General features: G+C 40.9%; 23 protein-coding genes. 7 read left to right on the top strand and 16 right to left on the bottom strand.

Going from position 1 to position 24047, the window contains the following annotated elements:
• Positions 1 to 3: 3 nt before the first annotated feature.
• From H6G74_RS28655 to H6G74_RS28645, 3 genes are all read right to left on the bottom strand, one after another.
• Positions 4 to 2871 carry a DEAD/DEAH box helicase gene (locus tag H6G74_RS28655; protein WP_190970968.1) on the bottom strand — a complete coding sequence of 956 codons (2868 nt, stop codon included), beginning with the start codon at positions 2869 to 2871 and terminating at the stop codon, positions 4 to 6.
• 81 nt (positions 2872 to 2952) lie between these two features.
• Positions 2953 to 4023 carry a ParB/RepB/Spo0J family partition protein gene (locus H6G74_RS28650; RefSeq protein WP_190970971.1) on the bottom strand — a complete coding sequence of 357 codons (1071 nt, stop codon included), beginning with the start codon at positions 4021 to 4023 and terminating at the stop codon, positions 2953 to 2955.
• The gene (locus H6G74_RS28645) at positions 4023 to 4793 is read right to left on the bottom strand and encodes a ParA family protein (protein ID WP_190970967.1); all 771 of its coding nucleotides are present in this window, start codon (positions 4791 to 4793) and stop codon (positions 4023 to 4025) included. Before H6G74_RS28645 ends, H6G74_RS28650 begins: the two co-directional genes overlap by 1 nt.
• 187 nt (positions 4794 to 4980) lie before the next feature.
• Between H6G74_RS28645 and H6G74_RS28640 the strand changes: the two genes are divergently transcribed.
• Entirely contained in the window at positions 4981 to 5259 is a 279-nt protein-coding gene (locus H6G74_RS28640; RefSeq protein WP_190970966.1) for a hypothetical protein, read from the top strand.
• Between the two features lie 234 nt (positions 5260 to 5493).
• Positions 5494 to 5640, top strand: a complete 147-nt coding sequence (locus H6G74_RS28635; RefSeq protein WP_190970965.1) for a hypothetical protein — start codon at positions 5494 to 5496, stop codon at positions 5638 to 5640.
• A 255-nt stretch (positions 5641 to 5895) separates the two neighbouring features.
• Here the strand turns inward: H6G74_RS28635 and H6G74_RS28630 are convergent, their stop codons facing one another.
• The gene (locus H6G74_RS28630; protein WP_190970964.1) at positions 5896 to 7338 is read right to left on the bottom strand and encodes an AAA family ATPase; all 1443 of its coding nucleotides are present in this window, start codon (positions 7336 to 7338) and stop codon (positions 5896 to 5898) included.
• 122 nt (positions 7339 to 7460) lie between these two features.
• On the bottom strand, positions 7461 to 8030 hold the full coding sequence (locus H6G74_RS28625; protein ID WP_190970963.1) for a tyrosine-type recombinase/integrase: 570 nt from the start codon (positions 8028 to 8030) through the stop codon (positions 7461 to 7463).
• A gap of 406 nt (positions 8031 to 8436) precedes the next feature.
• Here H6G74_RS28625 and H6G74_RS28620 point away from each other — a divergent pair, with 406 nt between their 5' ends.
• Together H6G74_RS28620 and H6G74_RS28615 are read left to right on the top strand one after the other, a co-directional pair.
• Positions 8437 to 8889, top strand: coding sequence for a hypothetical protein (locus H6G74_RS28620; protein ID WP_190970962.1), 453 nt, complete (start codon positions 8437 to 8439; stop codon positions 8887 to 8889).
• An 8-nt stretch (positions 8890 to 8897) separates the two neighbouring features.
• Positions 8898 to 9476 carry a hypothetical protein gene (locus H6G74_RS28615; RefSeq protein ID WP_190970961.1) on the top strand — a complete coding sequence of 193 codons (579 nt, stop codon included), beginning with the start codon at positions 8898 to 8900 and terminating at the stop codon, positions 9474 to 9476.
• A gap of 52 nt (positions 9477 to 9528) precedes the next feature.
• On the opposite strand, the gene H6G74_RS28610 is transcribed toward H6G74_RS28615, so the two are convergent.
• From H6G74_RS28610 to H6G74_RS28560, 11 genes are all read right to left on the bottom strand, one after another.
• Complete coding sequence (locus H6G74_RS28610; RefSeq protein WP_190677314.1) at positions 9529 to 10323, bottom strand: Rpn family recombination-promoting nuclease/putative transposase; 795 nt, start codon at positions 10321 to 10323, stop codon at positions 9529 to 9531.
• Between the two features lie 139 nt (positions 10324 to 10462).
• On the bottom strand, positions 10463 to 12097 hold the full coding sequence (locus tag H6G74_RS28605) for a hypothetical protein (protein WP_190970960.1): 1635 nt from the start codon (positions 12095 to 12097) through the stop codon (positions 10463 to 10465).
• A 44-nt stretch (positions 12098 to 12141) separates the two neighbouring features.
• A complete protein-coding gene (locus H6G74_RS28600) occupies positions 12142 to 12984 on the bottom strand; it encodes a DNA adenine methylase (RefSeq protein WP_190970959.1) in 843 nt (280 codons plus the stop codon).
• On the bottom strand, positions 12977 to 13837 hold the full coding sequence (locus tag H6G74_RS28595) for a HaeIII family restriction endonuclease (protein WP_190970958.1): 861 nt from the start codon (positions 13835 to 13837) through the stop codon (positions 12977 to 12979). The genes H6G74_RS28600 and H6G74_RS28595 overlap by 8 nt, the downstream gene beginning before the upstream one ends.
• A gap of 203 nt (positions 13838 to 14040) precedes the next feature.
• On the bottom strand, positions 14041 to 15546 hold the full coding sequence (locus tag H6G74_RS28590) for a hypothetical protein (RefSeq protein WP_190970957.1): 1506 nt from the start codon (positions 15544 to 15546) through the stop codon (positions 14041 to 14043).
• A complete protein-coding gene (locus H6G74_RS28585) occupies positions 15543 to 16118 on the bottom strand; it encodes a hypothetical protein (RefSeq protein ID WP_190970956.1) in 576 nt (191 codons plus the stop codon). Before H6G74_RS28585 ends, H6G74_RS28590 begins: the two co-directional genes overlap by 4 nt.
• A 66-nt stretch (positions 16119 to 16184) precedes the next feature.
• A complete protein-coding gene (locus H6G74_RS28580) occupies positions 16185 to 16832 on the bottom strand; it encodes a hypothetical protein (protein WP_190970955.1) in 648 nt (215 codons plus the stop codon).
• Between the two features lie 128 nt (positions 16833 to 16960).
• Positions 16961 to 17611, bottom strand: coding sequence for a hypothetical protein (locus tag H6G74_RS28575; RefSeq protein ID WP_190970954.1), 651 nt, complete (start codon positions 17609 to 17611; stop codon positions 16961 to 16963).
• A gap of 12 nt (positions 17612 to 17623) precedes the next feature.
• Positions 17624 to 18133 (bottom strand): hypothetical protein, encoded by a 510-nt coding sequence (locus H6G74_RS28570; protein ID WP_190970953.1) that lies wholly within the window; start codon positions 18131 to 18133, stop codon positions 17624 to 17626.
• A gap of 249 nt (positions 18134 to 18382) precedes the next feature.
• On the bottom strand, positions 18383 to 18607 hold the full coding sequence (locus tag H6G74_RS28565; protein WP_190970952.1) for a hypothetical protein: 225 nt from the start codon (positions 18605 to 18607) through the stop codon (positions 18383 to 18385).
• A 32-nt stretch (positions 18608 to 18639) separates the two neighbouring features.
• Positions 18640 to 18903, bottom strand: coding sequence for a hypothetical protein (locus tag H6G74_RS28560; protein WP_190970951.1), 264 nt, complete (start codon positions 18901 to 18903; stop codon positions 18640 to 18642).
• Between the two features lie 226 nt (positions 18904 to 19129).
• On the opposite strand from H6G74_RS28560, the gene H6G74_RS28555 reads away from it, so the two are divergent.
• The 3 genes from H6G74_RS28555 to H6G74_RS28545 all read left to right on the top strand — a co-directional run.
• Positions 19130 to 19363, top strand: coding sequence for a ribbon-helix-helix domain-containing protein (locus tag H6G74_RS28555; RefSeq protein WP_190970950.1), 234 nt, complete (start codon positions 19130 to 19132; stop codon positions 19361 to 19363).
• A gap of 131 nt (positions 19364 to 19494) precedes the next feature.
• Complete coding sequence (locus H6G74_RS28550) at positions 19495 to 21180, top strand: helix-turn-helix domain-containing protein (protein ID WP_190970949.1); 1686 nt, start codon at positions 19495 to 19497, stop codon at positions 21178 to 21180.
• Positions 21181 to 21651: 471 nt separating this feature from the next.
• A partial coding sequence (locus H6G74_RS28545) for a PriCT-2 domain-containing protein (RefSeq protein ID WP_190970948.1) occupies positions 21652 to 24047 on the top strand: 2396 nt, incomplete at its 3' end.

Below are 24047 nucleotides of genomic sequence, written 5' to 3'. Positions count from 1 at the left end.
AATTTATCGCGTCTTGCCAAATTTTTTAATATATTCCACCAACTCCCTTGTATAACCCCCTTGAGAAATTCGCCCCAAATCCCCCACCAAAATCAACAATTCTTGCGCTCTACTCACAGCAACATTCAATAAATTAGGCCGTCGATTAATAAACCAAAGGCTATCAGTTGATTGACATTGGCGAGTCGAGAAAATTATTACTGATTTCTGACCACCTTGGAATGTGTGAACTGTGCCAATGCTCTTTTCTGAAAAATTAGTCCAGCGAGAGCGTAAACGTTGAGTCAGAGCATTTACCTGACGACGGTAAGGTGAAATCACGCCAATTTCGTTCTCTGAGTCAGTTAGATTTAAACAATAACCCGCCGCTAACAACTCCTCAATCAATGCTTCTACTGCATCAACTTCAGCCCAATTAACATTGTTCTCCAGTTTCCCTTCCACATGGCAAGCAATCAAGTTACTACCTAACCGAGAAGCTTTCGGTTCAGTCTTGATGATCATGCCGTAATTGCACAAGCGATCGCAAAAATCAGCAATCACCGGAGCGCAACGGTAATGGTATTTAAGAATAATACCTTGACCAATATCTTGCGGTTGTCCTGATGCCCCAGCCGCCCGATGATAAGCTGTGGTAGCAGTGGGGCTGTAGCGGTCATAATCTACATCTGTAAGCCCCTGTGACAGAAAAGATTTGCTGCGATATTCCTCTTTCTTCTGGTTGCTCAAATTAACAACTGGCTCCAATTGCAATGGATCGCCAACAATCAAAGCCCGATTACACCGTACTAAAACGGGAAAAACCTGATGTGGTGGAATCTGACCCGCTTCATCTACAATTACTTGGTCAATACAGCCACTATCGGGATATGGTAACAAACTGCGGATAGAATGCAAAGTGCAAAGGAACACCGGAAATAACAGGCTAATATCCCGATAAATGTTTCTCCAATTTGCGCTTAACTGACGGTAAGCTTCCCATTCGCCATTTAATAATGCAATGTAAGTCCTAATAGAAGCTATCACTTCATCTTTTCGCCGTCGAGCTTCTTGCTGTTGAAATTGCCAAGACCACTCAAATAACTCTACTTGCTGCGAGTCCAATTCACTGTAGAAAAGACTGTAAAAATCGTTGGTGGGATAAGTAGCAAGTCGGTTTTCGACCTCTCCTCGGTGAGTAATGAGGTTACTAAGTTGTTGCTGTAATAACTCTTGCTGCTGTTGTGTGCTGTCAACACTATTTTGTTGTTGCTGCCAATTTGATGCTTCTTTACGTAAATCCTCAACACTTTGCGCTGCTGCTATGAGAGATTCAGGTGTTAGTGGAATTTGAAAGGGAAAAGGAGTAGCCAGCGTCGCCAGCACAGGCATCTCTATTTGTTTATGTAAGCGTTTGAGAATATGATGTGGGCTGGTTTTGGTTATCGACTGCCAGAATCGTTTAATCAACTGCAAAAGCTTGACAAACCAAAAGTCATTTTTACTCTTATTCTGCCAGTAATCTTCTGTCGGTAAAGAACGCCTAGCACTGTCAAGATGTTGTCCTATCTGCTGGTAGGCTTCTACTGGAAACTTAGAGTAGTCGCGTGAATATTCTAACGGTGATGATGGCTGAAGTTCAAAGGTCTTTATCGCTGACTCAACCGATTGTATATCTTGACATAGCTCCTCTAAGAGTTGTTCATCAACTCTTTTCTGTTGAAGGTCATGTTCATCTTGTTTTTTATAAGATTCTATTTGCTGAACACCTGCTAACAACTGTTGCTGGGCTGACGACCATTCATCGGAATTAAACGTTTCTTTGGTTAACCAGTCGAGTGCAGCTTGCAAACTAGGTAAAACTTGGCTCTCAACTAAATCCCTTGAGCCTCCTGATAAGTAGAAACGCTCAGAGGTCAAGTTACTGGCTAAAATTTTCTCAACGTTCTTTACAGCATAGTTGTTAGTGCTTGTCACTACAGTTAGGTTACTTCTATCTTGACCCGTTGTTGCTAATTCCACGGCTCGACTTACCACTTGCTGCGCTATCTCATGTAACAACAGTGTGGTCTTGCCATTCCCCGGTGGGCCAATCACAGTAGTAACAGGCTGTTCTTGGGAATGTTTGAGAGCGAGTGCTTGATAGTCATCCGGCTGGGAGTTGGGAAAAGCACCCAAAAAAATTACTTCATGCCGAGGTGCTTTTGGTTGTCCAAACAGGTATTCGTAAGCTGGGTGTCCTGGTCTTGCCCAAGGAAAATAATTTTGTTCGCTGATTTTTTGAAAATCTTTTTTGAGGTTGTAATTAAAAGGAGCGTATTCAAAATCCAACAAATAAGGGAGAAGTTTTGACCGCACGGGAAATGGCGGTATTTCAATCAGCCCCAGAAAATCCTGTAGCGTCTTAAAGGTACGGTTGAAAGTAGTTTCAAGAAAAACTTTCAGCCCTTCCTTTGTTACTAGGGACTCAGCCGCTTCTTCCTCTAGCCCGTACCATTCCATCAAATTTGGAATAATAGGCTGAAATTCGTATTGGGTTAAATCCCATCCGCTACTACGATAATTACCATCGAATATTGGAGAAACGTTAATGGTGAACAATGGGCGAAATTGACGGCGATTCGATTCAACTATATAAAGCTGCGGGAAAGCTACAGCAATTGATGGTAATTTGGATTGAGTTTTATTCTTTGAGCTTTTAAATGGTTGCTTTAGTTCTTTAAATAAGGACTCGTCTATTAATAATTTATCGCCTACCAGATTTACAAGAGAGTCCCAGATTTTGGGCTGTTCTGAGTCGTCAGGTTCTACTTTGGCATTACTCAAATTTTCGATGTGGATGTAATCTAACCAAGCTTTGAGTAATGCTCGAATCTGTGAATCTGAAGCCATCTCTGTTTCTCCCCTTGCACCGAAAGTTGCTCACAGATTTTTTCAACTATTCGTAGAGATTACCTGAAAATTCACTTCCCGTCACTCATCCGCAAGTAAGGCTTCTAGCTTGTTTAGAAGGTTTACTAGCTGTTTTTGCTTTTTAGGTTCTTTCCATAGCTGACGCTTTTTAATGCGCTGGGTGATATCTTTTAGCCGTTCTGGTACTTGGTCAGTTGTTTTAGATGATGGTGTTTCAGAAGGTGTGCTGGCGATGATTTGTTCTTTGATTTGGCTTAAAGACCAATCGTTAGTTATTGCATCTAACAAGAGTTGTTTTCGTAGTTCCTCTTCTTTTACCCGTGCGAGGGCTTGAGCTTTGGTGTATTCTAGCTTGCCTTCTCGCAGTGCTATTAAAATTTCTTCTGGCAGATTGAGTAACGGTAAACGCTTGGTAGTGAACGATAGCCAATTCATCAGCCCCAGGCTCTCAAAAACCTGTTCTACCGTCTTTGATTGCTCCAAATCTACTTTAGGAGAAACGTTTCTCCTAGATTCTGCTGACTCATCTAAATTGTCAGAAATGTTATCAAGAGATTCTGTTGATTCTGAGTTAGGAGAAACGTTTCTCCTAGATTTATCTAATGAGTCTTGTGGCTGCTGCTCTCCTTTGCTGTGAACGTTCTTCATGCGGTACAGCAAGGATTTGACAGCTTCTACATCGCAATGCAGCCGGATTGCTAACAGGTGCAATATACCTTCAGTTTCTTCTACAGGGTTAAGGTCTTCTCGTTGCAGGTTTTCAATCAAAGCCAACTGAAAAGCTTGGTCATCTGATAGTTCACGCACAACAACTGGCGCAACTTCAAGCTTGGCTTCTTGTCCTGCCCGATAGCGTCGTTCTCCTGCTACTAATTCGTACTTCCCTCCTCCTAGTGGACGCACCAACAGAGGTTGGAGAATGCCATGCTGTTTGACTGACTCTACTAATTCTTTTAATGCTTGTGGGTCAAAGTATCGTCTGGGCTGGTGTTGAGGCAGAACTATATCTTCAAGCTTGACAGTAGTTTCAGTAGCGGCTGGCTGTTCTGCATTCGGTGAGTCTAACCAAGGGGCAGGCGGTGGAGTTGTAATTTGACCTGCAAAGGTTTTCTTAGTTTGCTTACGTTGGATCACAAAGCCTCCAAAGCCAAAGCTATTTCTTCAAGGATAGGGACTACAGAATGTTTAGAGTCAAACACTGCCAGGGGCGCACGTTCTTCTGTCGCATCGACAAAAGCGGTGGCTCTGGGTATGGCAGGGAAAATCCGACCCCAAGCAGAAAGTTGTTCTTGTATGGCTGCTAATGCTCGTTTATCGGCTGAGTTCTGGTGAGCATACCGCGTAGGAACAAACCCGGCTATTTGGATTTTCCGGTTGGCTTTATTTTTTACGTGAGTAATAGTTTGTAAAAGTTCGTCAGTTCCCTCAAACGCTTTAAGATGGGTTTCCACAGGGACGAGAACGTGTGTGGCTGCAACCAAGGAGATATAAGAAAGTAATCCTAAACTGGGGGGACAATCTATAAGGATGAAGTCGTATTCATCTAAAACCGAGTCAATGGCTTCCTTGAGGCGTAAGTCGCGCATGGCAGCACTTACTAACTGCATTTCTGCTCCACTCAGGACTCGGTTAGCGGGAACCAAGTCCATACCATGAATGCCCTCATGAATCGGTAAGGGCTGCTCGTTGATAATGGCATCAGCAACAGTTTTTTGTAACTGAGATGGCACTAACCCCATGAATTTGGTTAAGCTTGCTTGGGGATCTATGTCGATGAGGAGAACACGATGTTCTCGTTTTGCTAGGTGGTATCCCAGGTTTTGGGTCAGTGTCGATTTGGCGACACCACCCGCCTGATTAAACAGGGCAATAATGCGGCATTGCTTGTCAGAAGTTGACACTGGCTCTTGTTCCTAGAAAATACGTTGAGGTTTGGTCAACCGACTCGGTTTTAGTTTCCAGTGTAAGTGTATCAGGTGAAAAAAGTTTATTTTTAGATATAAATTCCAGCAGATTTTATATAACTTCACCGTATGTAGATTGAACAGGAACACTATCACCTGGACTGTATATTTTAAGATAAATGCTATGACAACCAATTTACCTATGAAATTGTCACACTTGCCCAACACTTTACCATTAGATGGTGCTGTTCGCATTGAGCTAGTAGAAGGAGTGCCGATTTTTCGAGCTTCCAGCTTAGTACAGGGGCGAATTGAAGCATTATTGATTAAGCAAAAAGAATCTCCACTTACCTCAGAGGAAGAAAAGGAATTAGATGAATATGAGGAATTAGACGATTATCTGAGTTTGGTGAATCGGATGATTAGAAATTCGGCTCTAACTCAAAACCAAAATGAATTGTAGGGAATCAGAAATTTGTCTGCAAATCGTTACATCAATGAAGCTACTCAAAATCAAGTACGTCAACAGATTGGTTGCAACGCTTTGAACAGTCTATAGCAGAGTTAGATAGCAATGAGCAATTAAAAATTCAATATAGTCTAGGCATTGCTTTATATAAATTTTTTTGATACAAAAGCAAACATACAAATACGGTTAGAGTGATATAAATAGAATGAAACAATTTATTAATCAAAAATGATGGCAGAAGTAACGATTACTTATAAAAATGGGAACGTTGAAACCAAAACTCTACCCGCAGATGAAGCTGGACAATTAACAAACGCATTTGTAAACAGAGAGTTGCTTAATATTTCTCAAATTACCGTCAAAATACTTGGGTAATAAAAGTCTTGTTTGCAATTTATAATAAATAAGTAGAAGATTTACAATTGCACATCTTACAGTTGGATTAGGGTTCTATCTATGTGTATCTGATCGCCTACGAGTGGCGGTTATGCTATCGCACTTTTTGGTACAGCATCCTTCCCTCCTTCAATGTCGTATTAGGCTACTTTACCGACAAACAGGCGCTCATCTGGGAGCAATAGACGATGTACTTGATTATTAACTACTTACAGTCATTGATAGAGTAATTAGTTAGCAATTTTTCAAGATATTATTTACCAACTTAGCACCCAGGTAGTCTTGCAAGCTATTCTCCGTATAATTATCTGATATCTTCAATTCCCCAATTGCTTGACCTATAGGTATCTCCCAAGGTTTATTACTGCCTATAATACCCATTAAATCAATTCGTATTTCTTTCAGATCAAATGTCTTTCTTGGATAGTTAGAATTTTTGAAACTGAGCATATATTTATAATGTTGGTGGTCATTATTACGCTCAATCCAGGTATCAATTTTTGATATTAATTCTCCCCATGTAATTTTTAATCGGTTTAATACATCATTGGATAGAAGGAGATTTTCCGCAGCACGACAAGAAAGCTTCATTCTAATTACAGGCGAAATATCTATGATTTCACCATCAGTTTCATCTCTATCTCTTAAAGAGAATGCAGTGGCATTATCATAAATTGAGTTTACTATTTTACTTACTTCAACTTCATATTCATTTAGTTTAGTAATACTACCTACTTCACAAGGAAATATTCTAATTCTTCCTTGCGAAGTTCTAATTGCTTGTTGCCATATTCTTACATCATCTTCTCCTTCAACTAAGAGTATTGGTGCTTCATTAAATATATTTGATAAGGGATGTGCGCCAAATACCGGAAGTATCTTTTTATAAATTTCATTCACTTTTTTGAATGATAAATTCATTTCTCCAGCATTAAGAAACTCAATTGATATATTAGGATAGTTTTCAAATGCTCCTAACAATGAAGTGCTATGAGTTGCCAGTATAACTCGGAAATTACTTGTGTCCACTAATTCTTTTATAAAGAGAGCCAGTCTGACTTGTAGGTCAGGATGAAGATGAACATCAGGCTCATCCAATAAAAGAAAATTTTCTTTATCTTTTATACACTCTTTTGCAAATACAAGACATTCAATCCCTAATGAAATTAGCTCTGATTCTCCACTACTGATATTCTCTGGATTTATTTGTTCTCCACTTACTTTACTAAAAATTTTGAAGTCAGAATCTTCTCGTTGGATTTCAACGTTATCCAAAAGTTTATTAATTAAGTTAATTATATTTTGGAAGGTGAAGCTAAAATCCTGCCGCAAATTTTGGTCTTTTTCTATTTCCCTTAAAGAGAGCAACTCTAGCTTTCTAAACTGGAATACACTTTGCTCTTTAAAGTCCCTGAATTGATTTTGACGGAGCTGAGAACTAAGCCAGTTAGGATTGTTATTGATATTTATTTCTATATTAGGGTTGTACTTAAGAGAGCCACCCCTTTCAGGAGTTATATATTTTGTTTTACCGTAAGAGTGTTCACTAACAAGGTATTCTTCTACTTTTTTAAGTGCTGTGCTTTTGCCGCAACCGTTTTTTCCAAGTATGACATTTACCTTGTCAAGATTTTTTAAGTTATATCCGTTTTTATCTATTAAATCTAGCAAAGACATATATTTTTTGATTCTTTAGGACATACAAGATTTACTTAAATAAGTTGTACAATTGTACACATACATTTTGCCGTATGATAGTCGTTATTGGAAAACAACTTTTCTAACTGGTATAGAAATATTCAAAAATCCAAAGCAGAGATAGCGTTCTGCTTCTGCTTCTCAGTTACACCCAAATAACGCTCCAAAGCAGCCAAAGTCCGATGCCCCGAAATCTCCTGTATGTGGCGCAACGGTATCCCCGCATCGCTCATCCTGGTTAACGCCGTCCTCCGAAAGCTGTGGGTACTCACGCCCTCAATGCCCAGCCGCGCACAGGTATCTCTGAGGATTTTGTCAGCACTCACCTTGTGGATATGCCCCAACCCATGCCGACCTGGAAACAAGAACTCTTTGCGGCGGTTGGGGTTGTACTCTTCTAAATACTGCTTAAGCTTCGGATGCACTCGAATTTCCCTGGTGTCGCGCTTGCCCTTGGTGTTGACGCTGCGTAGCACCAACACCCCTCTTACACCATTGCTGCCAAAAACATCATTTACTGCCAACGTGCAAGCTTCATTGATTCGGCAAGCAGCATAAAGACACACGCCAAACAATGCCCGATCGCGTGGGTTGACAAAGCCCTCAGTAAATAGGACATTAATTTGGTCGGGCGTGAGGATTTCTGCTCTGCCGAAGCGGTTGATTTTCATAGGGTCTAGCTTACATGATCATTCCACAATAAAACAATGTAAGTCACCAAAAACCCTATTCTCTCGTCAGCGATGACACACCCTTAACCCAGGCTTATCAATCAGCCCTACAGTCCGACCGCTACAACCCTCATTATTCCGTTGGCTGATTAAACTTCCTTATGCTTGCAGCACAGTGACCACTTAGAGGTATAATCTGCACCAATAGTATTCGTTCATGTTGGGGCTGTCTCAACTGTCTATACTCGCTTCTACACCCCTGGTTACTCCATCGGTGCTATCAAAACGGATATCATTTTTCTCTCCACCAGCGTCTACACTATGTCTAGACGGAAATCAAAGGGCAATGGCTACAAAGGATTTGAGTTAAAGATACAGTAGTTACAGATAATTCTCGGTAACTAGGATGAGTAGACTTTCAGTAGTAGGAGAGGGGTTACTTTCACCTCATAACAGCACGAACATTATTGAAATAAATAAGCACTGGCACAAGTGGCAGAAGTGGTTAGAGACTGCACAATCCTTTCGCTATGTCCCCAATAACAATGAACCACCGTACACTGCTCGTCAAGAAAAAGGAAGCAAAGGACAAGCTAGTTACTGGTACGGTTACAGAAAAGTTGGCGGTGTTCTCAGAAAATGCTATATAGGACGTTCATTAGATGTATCTATCAGCAAGTTAGATGAAATCGCCTACCAACTGAGCAATCCCACTCCTAAAAAGAAAGTCACACAGATAAAGTCTGTAACCAAGCCAGAGGATGTGGAGAAATTAACAGCAGAAGTGGTTGAGTTACAGAGTAAGTTACAGAGAAAGTCGGAATTGTTAGCAGAAGCATTGGGAAAGTTGACAGCCTAACGGCGGAATTGTCAGCTGTTAGGCAAGAGTTACAGAGCCAGTTACAGATAAAGGAGAAGTTACACAATGTAATATCTGTAACTGATTATCAGGCAATACGCGATCGCATTCTGCAAAACTGGCGTGTGTCAAAACGTACTGAATCTACTGACCGCATCGCTCAAGTGTTGGATGCGTTTATTGCTGAATTGACAACAGATGGCGAATCTTTAACACCTGCATCTACACAAGCATCTATACAAAATCAAACTACAGCCCCACTGGTGGATAAGCCAAAACTTGAGTCTGTTGTAGTCAAGCAATCAGCGCAGATTCGGCTGTGGTTACGAGTGGAAAATAATAATAAATTTATTCGGCGTAAAAAGAAGGTGCGAGAGCATATCGAGCGATTCTGCCTTGCTTTTTATAATGCTCAAAAAACCACTGCCAATGGCTGCGAGTATATTATCACCATCCCTTATGAAAGCGATGAAGACCTGAACAAACAAGTTTACGATCTGTTTGGGGAAATGGACTCTCATGCTGACATGGATTACTGCTTTATTGAAGTAGATGCCCATGAGATTGGGACTGATAGGAGTTGGTAAGTTTGGGTTTACTTAAACGACTGCTTGAACAAGTACGCTTTGAGTGGGTAGTTTACTCTGCTTGTTCTGCGTTGGTTTGAGAATTTACCACCTCAGAAGTAATTTCCTCAACCGATAAATCAACTGCCTTTGCCACCTCGGAGATGCTATAGCCCATGCTCAAAAAGCGTGCTGCTGCTTTTAATTTGGTTTGACGTTCCAAGTCTTTGTAGATTCGTGTTTCTTCAATGTTCAGTCCCAGCATAGCTTCCACTTCCTCTCTACTCAACGAAGAAAACTTGTAAACGGCAATTGTCGTAATAATATCTATTATCTCGTCTTTCGGCAGTGCGCCAGTTGACTCTAATTGTACTCGCTCAATCAATAGACGCGCTTGCTCTGCCATCGTTTCATCCGATGCAGTTGTCAACTGCATTAAATTGATGCCTATTGGCAGAGTATCGGGATTACCTAACTCATCCAAATAAATGCGCTGCACTTGTTCGCTGTTGAAAAACATTCGATGAGTTCTTGTATCACTTGGTTCCAAACTACGTGATGGAAAAATTACCACACAGTACCAGTCATCGTATTCAGAGCGATTCCGGTTCAAATACATCATTGATTCGGTAAAAAACCGATGATACAAACCTTCATCTTTCTGAAATTGAACTTCTGCAAAAAAGATAACTCTGGATGTTGCACCCTCTGGAGGTAAAAAGACCCCATCAATGCGAAAAGAGGTTTCTTTCACCTCAACTGACTCAAATCGATAATTCTGCGCCTCTTGGGGGCGGTCATCAACGAGTTCAAAAATTAACGCAGGAAATCGTTTAAATATTTGGTAATAAATAGAGTCACGTTTCACTAAAACACAGGTATTAGAAGATTGTTTATGATTATTTTATCGTAAAAATAACAACAACCCATTATCCAGCACTGGGGGTCAGGCTGATTGAAAAATTGATTTCTCCATTAGTTGTGAATCATTGCTATCAATTGATACTTTATGCTTCTTGCCAACCCTCAATAGTTGCCACTAGAATGTTAACCAGTGGATGGTCAACCGCTTCTTTAAATGCCTCGGTTCCTCCTGCTTTAAGTGCATTAATAACACGTGCTTTTAGTGTTGGATCTTTCTTAATCTCCTCAGAAGCTTTAGCCACAACAGTCAATTTTTCAATCTCCGTTGTAGTGGGATTAGTCGCCTCCAGTTGCTTCAGCAATTGCTGAATTTCTGCTGCCGCTTCAGCTAGATTTTGCTTTCGCTCAGTGCTATACACATTAGCCTGCATACTGGCATTATCTTGCATTTTGTTAGCGTAATTACCTATATTAGCTCCACGATTGTCTGTATTATATGTTTCTGACATAGAACTATTCTCCGCTTTGGCTATAGCATTAACATTATTTTGAACATGAATAGACTGACTAGTAATGTCTTTGATAATTCCTAATAAATCAGCATTGTGCTGACGATGAATTTCTATCTCACTCTTGTATTCATCTCTTATAGAAGTTGAGGGATTAAATACACGTAAATTAAGCAAATTATGTGTCGATGTATACAGTGAAGTTGGAGATTTTATTAATCGAGATTCCCACTCTTGATCTGCGATTGTAGCTTCTAAAGATTCATTAACAAAAATATGAAAATCATGATTTTTACATCCAACTATGATATTGCGACCTTGATTAATAAAACCGATATCTCGTATAGATTCACTCACTCTATCAGTGTTTACTAAAGTACCATCTATATCAAACATCAAAATATCTGCAAGATTTGTACCAATATAAAAGCAACTAGCATTCACTTCATAGGTAGCACAGCGAGGAATTGCATCGATACGCATCGACCAAAGAACATCTAATTCAAAATCTACGCAGACGATTTCACCTTCTTTTGATGTCAATAATAGCTGTTGATATTCACTACCAAAAACTATCGATTCTATTTCAGCATTAGTAATTTTTTTAGAGCGAACTACCTCTAAAGATAATGAATCTATTAAAAAGATTGTTTTTCCAGAAGCAGCTGCAATAATCCGACCTTCTGGATGAATGGAAAAAACTCTAGTATTAAGAGCATCAGATTCTGCTAATAAATTACCAGCAAGGGAAAACTTTTTTAAAGAGTTTGACAACGAATCTTCAGTCGTCCCATGACACCTAGCTAGTAAATAATCTTCACTAGGACTAATTTTAATATTTGAAACTGTGTATATTGGAAGACTTATAATATGGCATTTATATCTGGCATCTATCTTTCTACCAACTGCTCTAGATTTTTTAATAAAATTATCTGAAAAGTTACTAACAATCCATTTAAATTCCCATTTTCTAGTATCGAAAATTTTGAGTGGTGGACTGCCAGAGTAGTCATTACCTCCTATAGCTAAAAGACCAGAACCAGCCTCAAAATCAATTTTTTCAATATAGACTGCATCTATTTCTTCTTTTTTTAATAGAGGAAATTCAGAAATTGAATAAATATTTAAATAATGGTCATTTAAGGCATATATGGCATCACCTTTTGTATCAACAGAAAACTGAATAAAGTGTCCTCTCTCCCCATATACACCTCTTTGAGATATTTGAAAATCTAGTGTAAATATCCGTTTTAGTAAATTTTTTTCCATGTTTTTTATATTTTAACGTTGTATATTAATAAGCTGAACGCAACTCACACAACCTCTATAATTGTAGGCAAAATATATGATTCAACAGGATAGTTGGTGATGAACAGTTCCTTGCCTTTCTCTGCCTTCCCCTGTTTGTAGTTGTTCATCCCGTATTGCAACTCCCATTCATAAATGTAGGCAAAAGAAAAACTACGCTGCACTTGTTCACAATTATCGTAAGTGATCAACCATTTATGTGAACATTCCGCCATCAGCTTGGCAAAGCGAGAATGGTCAAAACAGGTATGCAGATCACCTTTCTTACCATAAAGCTTAGATTGAGTCTTGCTGAGATAAGGTGGATCTAGAAAGATAAATACATCATCCCCTGGTTCAGTAAGTAGGGTGCTGTAATCTAAGTTAGTCACACGGGTATTAATAAAGCAACCATTCAAAGCCGCTAGTCGCTCAATCGAAGAGTCTGTAAACCGACCTTTGAAGGAAGCACTACTATAACCGCCACTCTCAATCGTTCCCGAAAAGGTAATCCGGTTAAGAACAAAGAACCGCACAGCCCGCTCAAGTGGATTCATGGTACTTGTATCTGCGGCGGCGAGAGATTTAAACAAGGCACGTCCATCTGTTGTCTGTTTTTTTACTTTCCAGACTGACTCAACTAACTCTGATAAATTAGTTTTGACCTGATGCCAGAAGTAATACAGTTCTGGGTTGAGATCATTAACCCAGCAAGGCATATAGTGATACTTCTGTGAAACATGAAAAAATACAGAACCTCCGCCAACAAAAGGTTCGCGGAACTCCTTGAATTTAGGAGGTAGGTAGTGAGCAATTTGAGGAATTGCCTTTTGTTTACCGCCGGGATAACGTAATGGACTTTTAAGCATAAGGAATTATCGTAGCAGGAAGCGGATTTTTTAGTGCTTTAGTATCAAATTTCAAACTAGGAGAGTTTTTTATTTGGCTGGATGCGGTATGTAAGCGCATAGAAATTTCCCATCCATTATCAAAAATCAAATTTACATACTGTCTGTTAACCGTTGCTATCACATTAGTAGGCATTTGGATTTGTGCAAACTGCTGAATAGTCAGGGTTTGGGCGTTGGTATCAACAATAATTTTGTAGTAATTCATATCACCAACAAGGTACTGAAATAACTTAGTGGCACAAATGAAAGCATGGCTATTGATAAATTGGCTCACCAAATTACAGACGGGAGTATATAAATGCTGTTCAATCAAAGCAGGAGGTAATTCTGCAAAAAGCTTTGCCGGCCCGATATATTGCATGAACTCTTGTGTGGTTGCTCGGTATTGTTGTCTAAACTGCTGCATTTGTGGGTCATTTTTAGCGTAACCGCAGTGAACTGGAGTTGTGCCAGGGCGTTGGTGTCTAAGTGCGGTATGGTTGTGTTTGAGTGACAGATTTACTGTCCATGCTTTTGAAGTGAGGCGAATGTCAGTAACGTCATTTTGATTTTGATCTGGTAATCGATCTATCGTGATTGATGGTTGCTGGGACAACTGAAATTGAGGATTCAGCCACAGTAGCAGCAGCCCATTAGCCGCTAGTCTCAATTCATTTAAGAGTAATAAATCCAACTCGGTCAACTTGCTGGCATCTCTCAGTTGAGCATTGTTAGCTCTAACTGTTAGGTTTACTCCTGGATGCGTTCTAATTATTACTTCTGTTATCAGGTACTCTAATACACGACCATGCAGGTTTGAACGGGGTGTCATATTTGTGGAATATTATGTTTTTCCACAGAGTAACCGATAGAATTTCAAAGTAATGTGATTTAAAAGCTAAGTATAATTATTGGAAATTAGGTGCAGAAAGTAAGTAAATTTTATGACTTGTTCTCCTGCACTTCTGAATGGTACAACCTGCTTATGATTGTATTTAGCCCTTATATTTGCAGGTATGAGCCTCAGTAAGCGCATTAATTAACATCAAAAGAAATCGGCTTACCGTTGAAATGTTTGTAAATATCCTCTGGGTTAAACCAGCTTGGCAGTGTACGCTCTGCCTCTTTTAATTCCTCGCCATTATCATCAAGCAAGCCGCGAACAATCTTGACTCTCGACAGTGGTGTTTTACCGTTAGCCGAGAATTTTTGAATGAGGATTGTACCCGCTTCTCTCATTGCTTGTGTGCCTTCGGGATAGCTGGAATTAGTGTCATTGTGAGTAATACCAGTCACATAAACTTTGGCTTTTCTAGTATCTGTCAGATGCAATTTATAAAAATTTTCGGCGGGTTCACCAATTAATGATTTCAGGTTAGTGTACTCATCAATCAGCACTTGTTCAGGCGTTATAGTCACAAATTGCTCTAAGTCATTCTTACCTTTAATTCTTAATAGCCAATGCTCACACAGACCATCAAGGGCAGTACCTATCTCTAACTCTGACTCGGCAATATTTTGAGTCTCAAGATATCGCCATGCTTTGGAGTTATCCCCAGTCGCGTGACGGTCAATTAAGTAGTAAACAGGAATCCCTAAACAATGCTTTCTTACAAGAGCTATAGCCGCACTCGTGTAAGTTTTACCTGACCCCTGGCGACCGATTAACCACAGTGGCGTTAGGTTGTCGATAATCTTCCACAACCAGCCATCCTCATGAGCTTTAAGTGCTTCTATCAGTTCGTTTGCTCGTTGCTGGTCAACAGATTGATTGCTGTCACTGTTTGCGATCGCCCCTTTGGTCTTCCCCTCAATCTTGCCACGTTCCTGATCCGCCTTCGCCTTGTCCCGAAGATTCTCAGCAATGGTTTTATCAGCTACAGAGTCAGCAACCGTGAACTGTTTTTTAGTGTTATGAAATTGCAAATCTTCAAGCAGAGCCTGTCGCTGGTACTGTATCCGCAACTCATCAAGTGAAATATAACCTTCTTCAACTAATTGATTGTCAGCACGTCTATCAATATCTTTTTTATGCTTGTCCTTAATGCGCTCTGATTCATGTGACTGTAAATCGCGCTTAGTCCGTGTAACTAAACCTTGACGTTTAATGGTTGTCTTAAAATTTTCTAGACGTTGAAAGCTTTCATCATTATCAATTTCATCTTTTGCAGCCCAGCAGTAGTAACCCATCCAGGCTAGAGCAGGCGCAGTCAAAAGCCATAAGCTGGTGTTAGCCGATGGTGCTAAATCTTTGACAATAAAAGCATTTTCGGGAAGTGGCGATAGCTCATTAAACCGTCGATAGTTCCATATTTCTGTTAGTAATCTGTACCTAAAACGGCAGTATTTGTTATCGAGTGCTAATTGGGATTGTGCGGGGTCATCATAATATTTTATGGGGCGATTGTTGGCTGTAGCCGGACAGAATCGCACCTCAGTAAATTGATAAGGACGGGGTGTTTGTCCATAGTAATAGGCACTTGCCAACCCTAAAAACACCCCAATGAAAGCACCCGTTTTTAACAATGATTGAGCTTTCATTTTTTACTTATTGCGTAAACAACGCCGCCAGCTACTAATGCTCCAACTACGAAAACAAGAGTCTTATCATCTTCTTGCATTCGGTTAAAGTCTTTTACAGTTGTTTTGATATTGTCGTAAGTCTGATGTGAACTTTGCACTGTGCTGTAGAAATTGCCTACAGCCGTCCACAGAATAAAGCATCCAAATATAGTTTGAAATATAAATTTAATCGCCTTGTCCATGTCCGTAAAAACCCATCCTTCAGGAGATTTATTTACGGAGAACTCTAATAAATCACGATTAACTATTTGATTAATTCCCAACACTATAGCGACCGCAGGCAGTAGCCCTGCCGAACCTGTAGCTATTACTAAATACTTAGCCAAGCAATAACTTGTTACTCCCCAGCTACAAGACTCAATGCCTTTCAAAACAGCGCGGCTGCGGTTAAGTTTTTCAACTTCTTTGGCTTTGAATCTTTTAATAGCTTCTTGTTCGTCCAGTGTAAATGCAGTATCAGGAAAGTCTTGATAGGAACGTGATTGTTCGGTGTCTCCGTCTTGCAGTTCAGTGTCAATTTCATCTAACATTGCTCTTATGATTAATATTGATTTCCCCTACTGACCACTAATCCGTAGGGGATTTTGCTATGTGGTTTACTCGAAAATCGTAGAAACAGCTGTGCGGAATGCTTGGACTAATTTGTTAGTTGTGAATGACTTACGAGGTACTAAATCAAGGTCTGAGCTTTCGCCATAGGTTAGTAGGTGTTTGGCTTTTTCCATCTCATAAGCCCTATCAGCGTCTAGTTGTGCCTTCACGGGTCGGGCATATTGCGATTTAGAAGCTTCTAAATGGTCAACTTGGCTCATGTGGTAGTCGATGTAAGCCTTAAGCTTAGTCAGGTCAATGCTTTCTCTGTAACGCTGATTTTCTAGTGTGCGATCTCCGGCCAGCTTCAATCCAATTTCTGAGCGTTCGTGACCATACTTTAAATTAGCGATCGTCACATCAGCACTGGCTTTATCAATGGCAATACCAGAAGTGCCAGCTTGTTTATAAATTTCAGCCAGTCCTTTGTTGTACTCCTCAGTACCCTTGATGAACGCACTGAGGTTATCTGTGATGTAGGGCATGATGGTTAAAATGCGTTCGCCCTCGTTGCCCATTTCCCCTACTTTCGTTAGTGCTGCGTCATCACCATTGATGCAGCCCATGATTAAGCTATCAGGAATCCCCAGCTTTTGCGCCCTTGCTGTGAGCTTTTTACCGTGCTTGCCGACCATATTCTTGATATGCTTCACGTTTGTAACTCCTATATGTGCAACATTCCTTCAAAAACCATTGAGCAAGGGGAGCCGCCAGTGCCATGAGCAACGGTATCCCCACAAGCCCCATTAACAAATGCCTGTAAGTGAGCTTGCCTGCTCCTTTAGTCGATAATTCCGGCGAAAGATAACGCGAGGTCTGCAAACTGGCTTTTATAGTCCAGGGCTGTCGCCTCCATTGCTTGCTTAATCTGCGTCAATTCACTACCTGCTGCATCGTCCATCTCAGACAGCGTTCGCCTAATTTCGTCAGCCTTGCGACGGATTTTAGCCACTTCCTGATTCTTAAATTCCCGTGCAAAGTGGACGAGTGCATTAAAAATCGCCTCGTTTAATTCTTTTCTGGATGCAAAGGTAGAAGCAATAGATACTGTAATCTGTTTCACGTCCGCCGCTTTTAACTCAATCCCCGCACCCTCGGCAATTTCTGTAACCAGTGCTTGTTTTTGTTGCTCACTTAGCACAATCTGATTCTCTGATTCTGCGATCTCCAAATGGCTGGATTCAGACTCAACCTGTGCATCTTCTGTCCCTGCCAAAAGTGTTTCATCAACGGGTTGAGGAGTTACAGATAATCGGCTGGTTGCTTTTTCTCTGAGATATTCAACGGCTTGGCTCAGTTGTTCCTTACTGGGATTGTCAAGGTCATCGCACTCTACAGCCAGGGCAGCTTCTGTGTAATCGTCTTTGGTGAATCCCTGATAGCCTTGCTTGTATAAACGAGTACGAACATTATTAATGAACTTGTTAGACATGATGATTACTCCTTATTTGGCTAGTGCTAAAACTTCAGTGCTTGCTAATTTCATGGGCTGTGGTCGTCGGTTGATTGCCCACTTCGCAGCGACGAACGCAACAAGGGCTAAATCTTTGCTGTGATACTGTTCCTTGGCACTCAAAGACAGCCCAGCACGTTCAAACCAGTAGTAACGAGTGCTGCGTGGTACGTCCTCAAGGTTGATTTTGAGATAGTCAGCCAGAATTTCTAAGAACTGTCTGCCCTCGTAATAAGTATCCAACTCATAGAAATGTCTAAATGCTTGCCAGCGAGGGTTAAACCCTTCACCACGACCTGTAAAACTGCCGTAGCGTCGTTTTAGTCCGGCGAATGCTGAGACTATATTTTGAGCATCCTTCGCCTGTACTTCAAAACTGAAATGCTGTTTTAAAGTTCCTACCACTCGATACCAAGTAATATCAGCAATCTGTTTATTTAACTCGCGTTCATAAACCTGTTTCAGATGGCGATACTTACTTACATATTCCTTAGTCGCCACATTTTCTCCTGATCAATATTTAAGTGTGTATAAAATTAACTGCCATTCCGAATGAATCCAAGGTTTTTGATGTATGTAATTAGCTGATTCAGGGTATTTGATATGTCCAGTTAGCTGACGACTATCAATAACCTTGGAAAATAAATCTGACAAATCACGCTCTGTTGGCTTTTCATCGGCTATAACCACGCAATAATAAGACTTTTCAAGATTTGCGACTTACTGACACTTTTTGGTTTACCCCCACGTTTACGCCCCTGAATCGCCTAGTTTTTGCGTTGGCGTAGCATTCCGCAGGAAGGGTTTGTCATTACAGTAATAGTGTTCTTGTAATAGTTCGCCCACTGCTTGGATAGCGTCACCTAGCGTTACGTCTGGATAGTATTCCAGTTGCTTAAATTGGGCTGAATCCTGGATTTCTCTGAGCCAGCGAGAACTTGCTTCTAATTTTCGTAATTGATTTTGACTAAGCATTACTCTCTCAAGATGTAGTTCGTTGATTGCTTTTATTGGTGGTGGATTTCATCAAAAGTAAAATCTGCTGCTGGTGCAGATATTTGCGTAACTACTGTGGGTACTGATTTTGCTAAAGAATCGCGTTCATCAACATCGAAAGCGGGTAAAACTTCCCAGGTCGCTTCTAAATGCCTGCCATACCTGGAAAACATTACGTTAATTAGCTCTGTCAAACTTGCTAATTTGGTAGTTTTCAAAAGATGTTCACCCATTTCTAACGCTGCGCCCCTAATCACAACTCGCGCTTGAGCCATATATAGAAGTCCTTAAGAATCAATGGAATTATTTGCAGACATAACTGTGAGCATGGTGGCAAGCTGATGCAACCATCCTAAAGCTGCACCTTGCTGCGTCATTAAGTAACTAATTTATCTCTTGCTGACACTTATTGCGTCAACAATGCTAATATAACACTATAAGTAACTAATTGACGCTAATTAGTTACTTAAATACTACTTTTAATTACTTTGAGAGCGAGAAATGTACGATGGAGGCGATAGACAGAATATTCAAATAGAGCCAAACGTGAGTAAAAGAGTTAATTTAACCCTTCCTGATGTAGTTTACGAAGATTTAGAGGCTTGGGCTGAGTATCAAGGTCGCCCAACAGCAAATCTTGCTGCTTACCTAGTCGAATCTGCAATCAGAGAGGCAAAAGAAAAAGGAGAGTTTCGCACATTGGAGAAAAACAGTAAAGAAAAGAGGGACGAATGAAGCCCAGTGTTATTAACACAGTAAATCTGCCATCCCTGCCAAGCGGTTAACTGATCCACCAATTGAAGAAATCCGCCTTCTGTTGTCCATGCAGCCCTAGCAGATAAATTTCATTCGATTAGAGTTATTTTATGGCAGCGAATGATTTAAATCCTCAACTTCCATTAATAGTAAATCTCAACTTGATTAATCAAGGAGGTCAAGAAAACATTGACCTCAGTAAATTAATCATAGAAATTGATTCAACTCTATTTCCTAACCAAGAACAGTTTCTTAAAGCTTTACGTAATCACTTATTACAGTCTTTTAAAGAAGTTCCTGTAATAAATTCGACCAATCTCCTAAACACAGAAAATAATTCTTTTGAAAATGTCGAGGATGATTTATATCCTCCGGCTTCCACATCCCAAACGAGGAAAAGTAAAAATAGTATTCAGGAAAATGAAACTTCTCTTGAAACTACAGCTAATTCCGTATCCAATGCTTCAATTAAAGTTAGACAGACAAAATTATTTAAGTCCCAAGACTTTGAAGCTATTCCCACAGCAGCAGTTATGTTTTCCAGTATTGACTCTCAAATCAAAAAAGAATTGTGGAAGCAGAATGAAGATGGGATAGCCTACTTACAACATAGGGCTAAGGGCGATTCCCAAAACTTCATTGAGCATTATATTGCCAGCCCCGGTGATATTTCTATGCTTCCTTGGGATGAAGCATTACAAATCATCGATAAGTTTGGGTTTAACAGTGCAAAATTACATTTAATTTTTGCTGCCTATGCAATGAAACAAGAAAGACCGTGGGAGAGCTTATTTGTTCTCAATGCCAGTAACTTAATAAAAGATATGGGTTGGGATCAGCGAACTGATTTACGTAAACATAAAAAGCTCTCAGAAATAGCTAAAACAGCATTTGCATTAGATTGTTTATTAGTTAAAGCAGTATGGATAGAAGGTAGAAACAAAAAAGGTGAAATAAATGCAAGCACCCCTATAGGCAGAATGTGGAATATTACAGTTGTGCCTTATGGCCAAATAAACTTACAGGGGAAAATAGAAGAACCTGATGAAGTTCAGTTAATTATTCAACCGGGTGCTTGGACTCAACATTTTTTGAACCGAGCAGGAGCCAAATCAAGGGAGGCTTTATATCAATTTGGCTATTTAGCAGAACAAGTCTTAAAAATTGATCCCTACCATGATGAACTCGCGCTAAGGCTGGCTATCTATCTAACATTAGATAGTCGAATTCGCATTGATGGAAATTACAAAGTACAGGAGCTATTAGAAATTGCATTCGCCAAACCGATTATAGATAAAGCTCGGTTAGATCGCCGCCGAGCCTATGACTTAAAACAGCACTGGGATAGTGCCATAAAGCTACTGCTCAACCTGGGCTGGCAGATTGCATTCGACCCTGAAACTTATCCCGAAAATCTAAGACCGGACTTCAAGGGCAAAAAACCCAAAGGCTACCTTGATAAGCTGTTGGATGCAAAACTTACCATCAAGCCTCCAAGCCCTATCCCAGAACTTATAGCATCCAAGACAAAACTCACGGTTGAACGATTACAGCCGAAAGTTAAATCTAAAGTAAAACAATTACAGCCAACAGCAAAGCCTACCCAGGAACAACAAATCAGCTTAACTAGCAGTCAAGTGAAAGAAGCACGTATTGCTAAAGGCTGGTCTCAAACTAAACTGGCTGGTTTTCTCGGTGTATCTCAAAACTTTATTTCCCTGATTGAACGGGGTGAGCGCAGTTTCAATCCACAGCTGTCCACCCAGATCCAAACACTTCTAGGTATCCAAGACTAAGGATTATTACTCTACATTTCCGAATTAAGAGTTGATGATCACCTGTGGTTGGCTGTTTTTCTGTTGCAGTCTTGTTTTAAAAAAAATAATTCAAAAAATTGGCTTTAAAACTTTACTCTGTAAGGCTTTGACTCTTAAAACAAAGGCTCTAGAATCCCCGGACAAAAACTCTAGAATCCCCGGACAAAAACTCTAGAATCCCCGGACAATCCTTTTTTTAAATTCTTGCTGCATAAGGGTTGTAGCTTCTTAAAACAGCCCTGATTAATTAGATTAATTAGATCAACTTTGCCTAGTGGTTTTGGCCAATCTGGCAATATTTCTTGGTGTCCAAAAATATCAAAAACTTTTCGGCTACTGAAAACCTTAACTGCCCTCAAACCTTACTTCCTGCAATAAGCACCCTAGCTTGTACCAACAAAGGGGGTAATGGCTGATAAGCGGCGGTTTCATAGAAGGAGTGACCAATAAATGACAAACGCCGCATTTGAGAGCAGAATAACGGAGCTATCCGAAAAAAAATTTATTTGCGATAACGCGTCTTCATCCCAAGTCAAACCCGATAATAAAATCAAGTTTGCGTATAACTCCACAGGCTCTAATAAAGACTGGGACTTTAAAAAACTTGCGGCCAACTTCCGTGACGCAGAAGGCACTCTAGAAGATGTGCAGCAACACATTAAAGCAGGTCACGCCATCTGTGCAGGATTATTAGGTAATAAATGGCGAAGTAAAGCCAACGTTATTGGTTCTCAATGGCTACTACTCGACATCGATAATTCCTCTATTGCCCGTGATGAGGATGGCAAACCAATTAAGGATGATTTCGGCAATTCTATTAAGGTTTACGATCCAGAATTAACCATTGAACAAGCCCTAGTCCATCCCTTCATTCAAAAACACTGCGCTTTAATGTACACCACTGCCAGTCATAAACCCGACTGGCATAAATTCCGGTTGATTTTCCCTCTGCCCCAATATGTTGAAGGTGCTGACACAGTAGAAGCTTGTACACGGTTTCTGATGCAGCAGTTACCGCATGACCCAGCGTGTAAGGATGCTTCTCGCGTATTTTACGGCAACACAGAAGCAGAATTTCTCATAGTCAACCCAGAAGCCACCTTACCAACCGAATGGGTGACTGAAGCAATTGCGATCGCCCAAAAGGAGAGGGAAGAGTACCAGCAGCGCATCAAAGAAATCGAGTCACGCCGTCAGCAGTTCCGCGAAATTTCCGACGTTGAAGGTTGGGACATCGAGCAGCTGATCCAACAAGCACTTTCATTCATCCCGCCGCGCTCCCCCGGCAGTGGCAACTATGACGAATGCCGCCAAGTGCTGATGGCTTTGGTCAATCACTACGGGCCAACGGATGCCGAAATCATTGCTGAAAGGTGGTCGCCTTCCATTAGGGGTACAACCTGGAACATTCGCGCCAAGATTCGCAGTTTCCGACGCGGGGGAATCTCGATTGGGACGCTGTTTCACATTGCCAAACAGTATGGGTTTAAATTCCCGCAACGGCAGTATGAACCATATCAACGTGACCAAGGGCTGATTAGCCGCGAACAGTGGGAGCTTGGACAAGTCCGAGAAGATTTGACCAGTTTCAAAAATTTATTAAAGCAGGCGATCGCCCCATTTGTTACAGCAGCAGCCAAAGGATTTTCAACACCACCAGCACCAAAGCCAGAACCCGAAATTACTGCCCCAGTACGCCAAGTCATTGTCTACAAACGTGGCAATATCCCACACCGTAGCAAAGTTACAGGTGATATTTCTATTACTTGTTCCCCAGATGAGCATATTGCCGCCTGGGTGGAAGCGATTTCTAAGGGGTGGACACAAATTTTAGATAATTCCCATCCCGGCTTGGGTAAGTCGCACAATGCTGGTCAACTCACCGCCGCCCTTTTTGGAATTGAGAAACTCATCTACCAGGATGCTAACCACCGCAACCCCTCAACACTCCCCATTGAAGCTAACTTTGTTGACCTCCCAGTACGGCACAATGGCTTAAAAATCGACCCCACCCGCACTACCCCAATGGGCGAAAGCTTTCAGTTACGCCCAAAACTGGGTGAAATTCCCGATACTATCGGCAATTGTCACCGTAGTTATTTATTTGAAGGCTTCCGTGACAAAAACTTTGTTAGTTTGGATTTTGAAGAAAGCTCTATTAGCCCTATCTGTAACGGTTGCCCCCTCCAAAACCAGTGCCGTTTCGCCACAGGCAAGGGTTTCGGCTTCCGCTATCTTAAGCGCACTGTGATTCAAAATTTCTCGCAAATTCGAGCGCATCCCGACTCTACCCCAGTCACCTTAACTAACGCAGCAGGTCAACCTTTCACCCTTGGGCGCATTTGGGAAGAAGCGGGTACGCTGATTCAACCTGTGCGCGAAATTCAAGTCAAGTTAAAAGATTTTGATACTACTGTAGGACAACTGGCTACAGGCTTACCCCCTGAGCAATGGTCAAAACTCCAGCCAGTTTTCCAGATTTTGCGTAAGCTTCTTGCCCAAGATATTAAGCCTGATTCTCGCTATGGCTTTGATGATGCGGCATTAAGGACATTTTTACCCGAATTTCCCCATGATTTAGATGTTGAAGGGATTCGCCAGATTGTCGAGCCTAATTTAGAATTTCTCGCTGATTTAGATTCTCTCGATATCCAAGCGGATCAACAACTTAAAAAAAGTGCCGCCGCCCGTTTTGCTGCCAAGAAACTAGTTAAGGAAAGCGCAAAACAAGCGGGTAAGGATTTTCTAGGATTACCGTTGTACTGGTTGCCTGATTTCCTGGAAGCTTGGAAGGGTGAAGGTTACTTGGCTTGTAAATGGGGTGAAATTACTATTTCCCGCCCTAA

Origin of the sequence: Nostoc spongiaeforme FACHB-130 (assembly GCF_014698475.1) — a bacterium.
GTDB classification, from domain to species: Bacteria; Cyanobacteriota; Cyanobacteriia; order Cyanobacteriales; family Nostocaceae; genus Nostoc_B; species Nostoc_B spongiaeforme.
The sequence above is the reverse complement of the archived record's forward strand: the minus strand, read 5'-3'. Positions and strand labels throughout refer to the sequence as shown.

What these genes read in the sequence shown, in the direction of transcription:
- H6G74_RS28640 (WP_190970966.1), top strand. Translation starts at nt 4,981, where the DNA reads ATGACAACCAATTTACCTATGAAATTGTCACACTTGCCCAACACTTTA.
- H6G74_RS28560 (WP_190970951.1), bottom strand. Translation starts at nt 18,903, where the DNA reads ATGGCTCAAGCGCGAGTTGTGATTAGGGGCGCAGCGTTAGAAATGGGT.
- H6G74_RS28595 (WP_190970958.1), bottom strand. Translation starts at nt 13,837, where the DNA reads ATGACACCCCGTTCAAACCTGCATGGTCGTGTATTAGAGTACCTGATA.
- H6G74_RS28605 (WP_190970960.1), bottom strand. Translation starts at nt 12,097, where the DNA reads ATGGAAAAAAATTTACTAAAACGGATATTTACACTAGATTTTCAAATA.
- H6G74_RS28575 (WP_190970954.1), bottom strand. Translation starts at nt 17,611, where the DNA reads ATGTCTAACAAGTTCATTAATAATGTTCGTACTCGTTTATACAAGCAA.
- H6G74_RS28550 (WP_190970949.1), top strand. Translation starts at nt 19,495, where the DNA reads ATGGCAGCGAATGATTTAAATCCTCAACTTCCATTAATAGTAAATCTC.
- H6G74_RS28620 (WP_190970962.1), top strand. Translation starts at nt 8,437, where the DNA reads ATGAGTAGACTTTCAGTAGTAGGAGAGGGGTTACTTTCACCTCATAAC.
- H6G74_RS28585 (WP_190970956.1), bottom strand. Translation starts at nt 16,118, where the DNA reads ATGTTAGATGAAATTGACACTGAACTGCAAGACGGAGACACCGAACAA.
- H6G74_RS28625 (WP_190970963.1), bottom strand. Translation starts at nt 8,030, where the DNA reads ATGAAAATCAACCGCTTCGGCAGAGCAGAAATCCTCACGCCCGACCAA.
- H6G74_RS28600 (WP_190970959.1), bottom strand. Translation starts at nt 12,984, where the DNA reads ATGCTTAAAAGTCCATTACGTTATCCCGGCGGTAAACAAAAGGCAATT.
- H6G74_RS28555 (WP_190970950.1), top strand. Translation starts at nt 19,130, where the DNA reads ATGTACGATGGAGGCGATAGACAGAATATTCAAATAGAGCCAAACGTG.
- H6G74_RS28590 (WP_190970957.1), bottom strand. Translation starts at nt 15,546, where the DNA reads ATGAAAGCTCAATCATTGTTAAAAACGGGTGCTTTCATTGGGGTGTTT.
- H6G74_RS28635 (WP_190970965.1), top strand. Translation starts at nt 5,494, where the DNA reads ATGATGGCAGAAGTAACGATTACTTATAAAAATGGGAACGTTGAAACC.
- H6G74_RS28630 (WP_190970964.1), bottom strand. Translation starts at nt 7,338, where the DNA reads ATGTCTTTGCTAGATTTAATAGATAAAAACGGATATAACTTAAAAAAT.
- H6G74_RS28655 (WP_190970968.1), bottom strand. Translation starts at nt 2,871, where the DNA reads ATGGCTTCAGATTCACAGATTCGAGCATTACTCAAAGCTTGGTTAGAT.
- H6G74_RS28565 (WP_190970952.1), bottom strand. Translation starts at nt 18,607, where the DNA reads ATGCTTAGTCAAAATCAATTACGAAAATTAGAAGCAAGTTCTCGCTGG.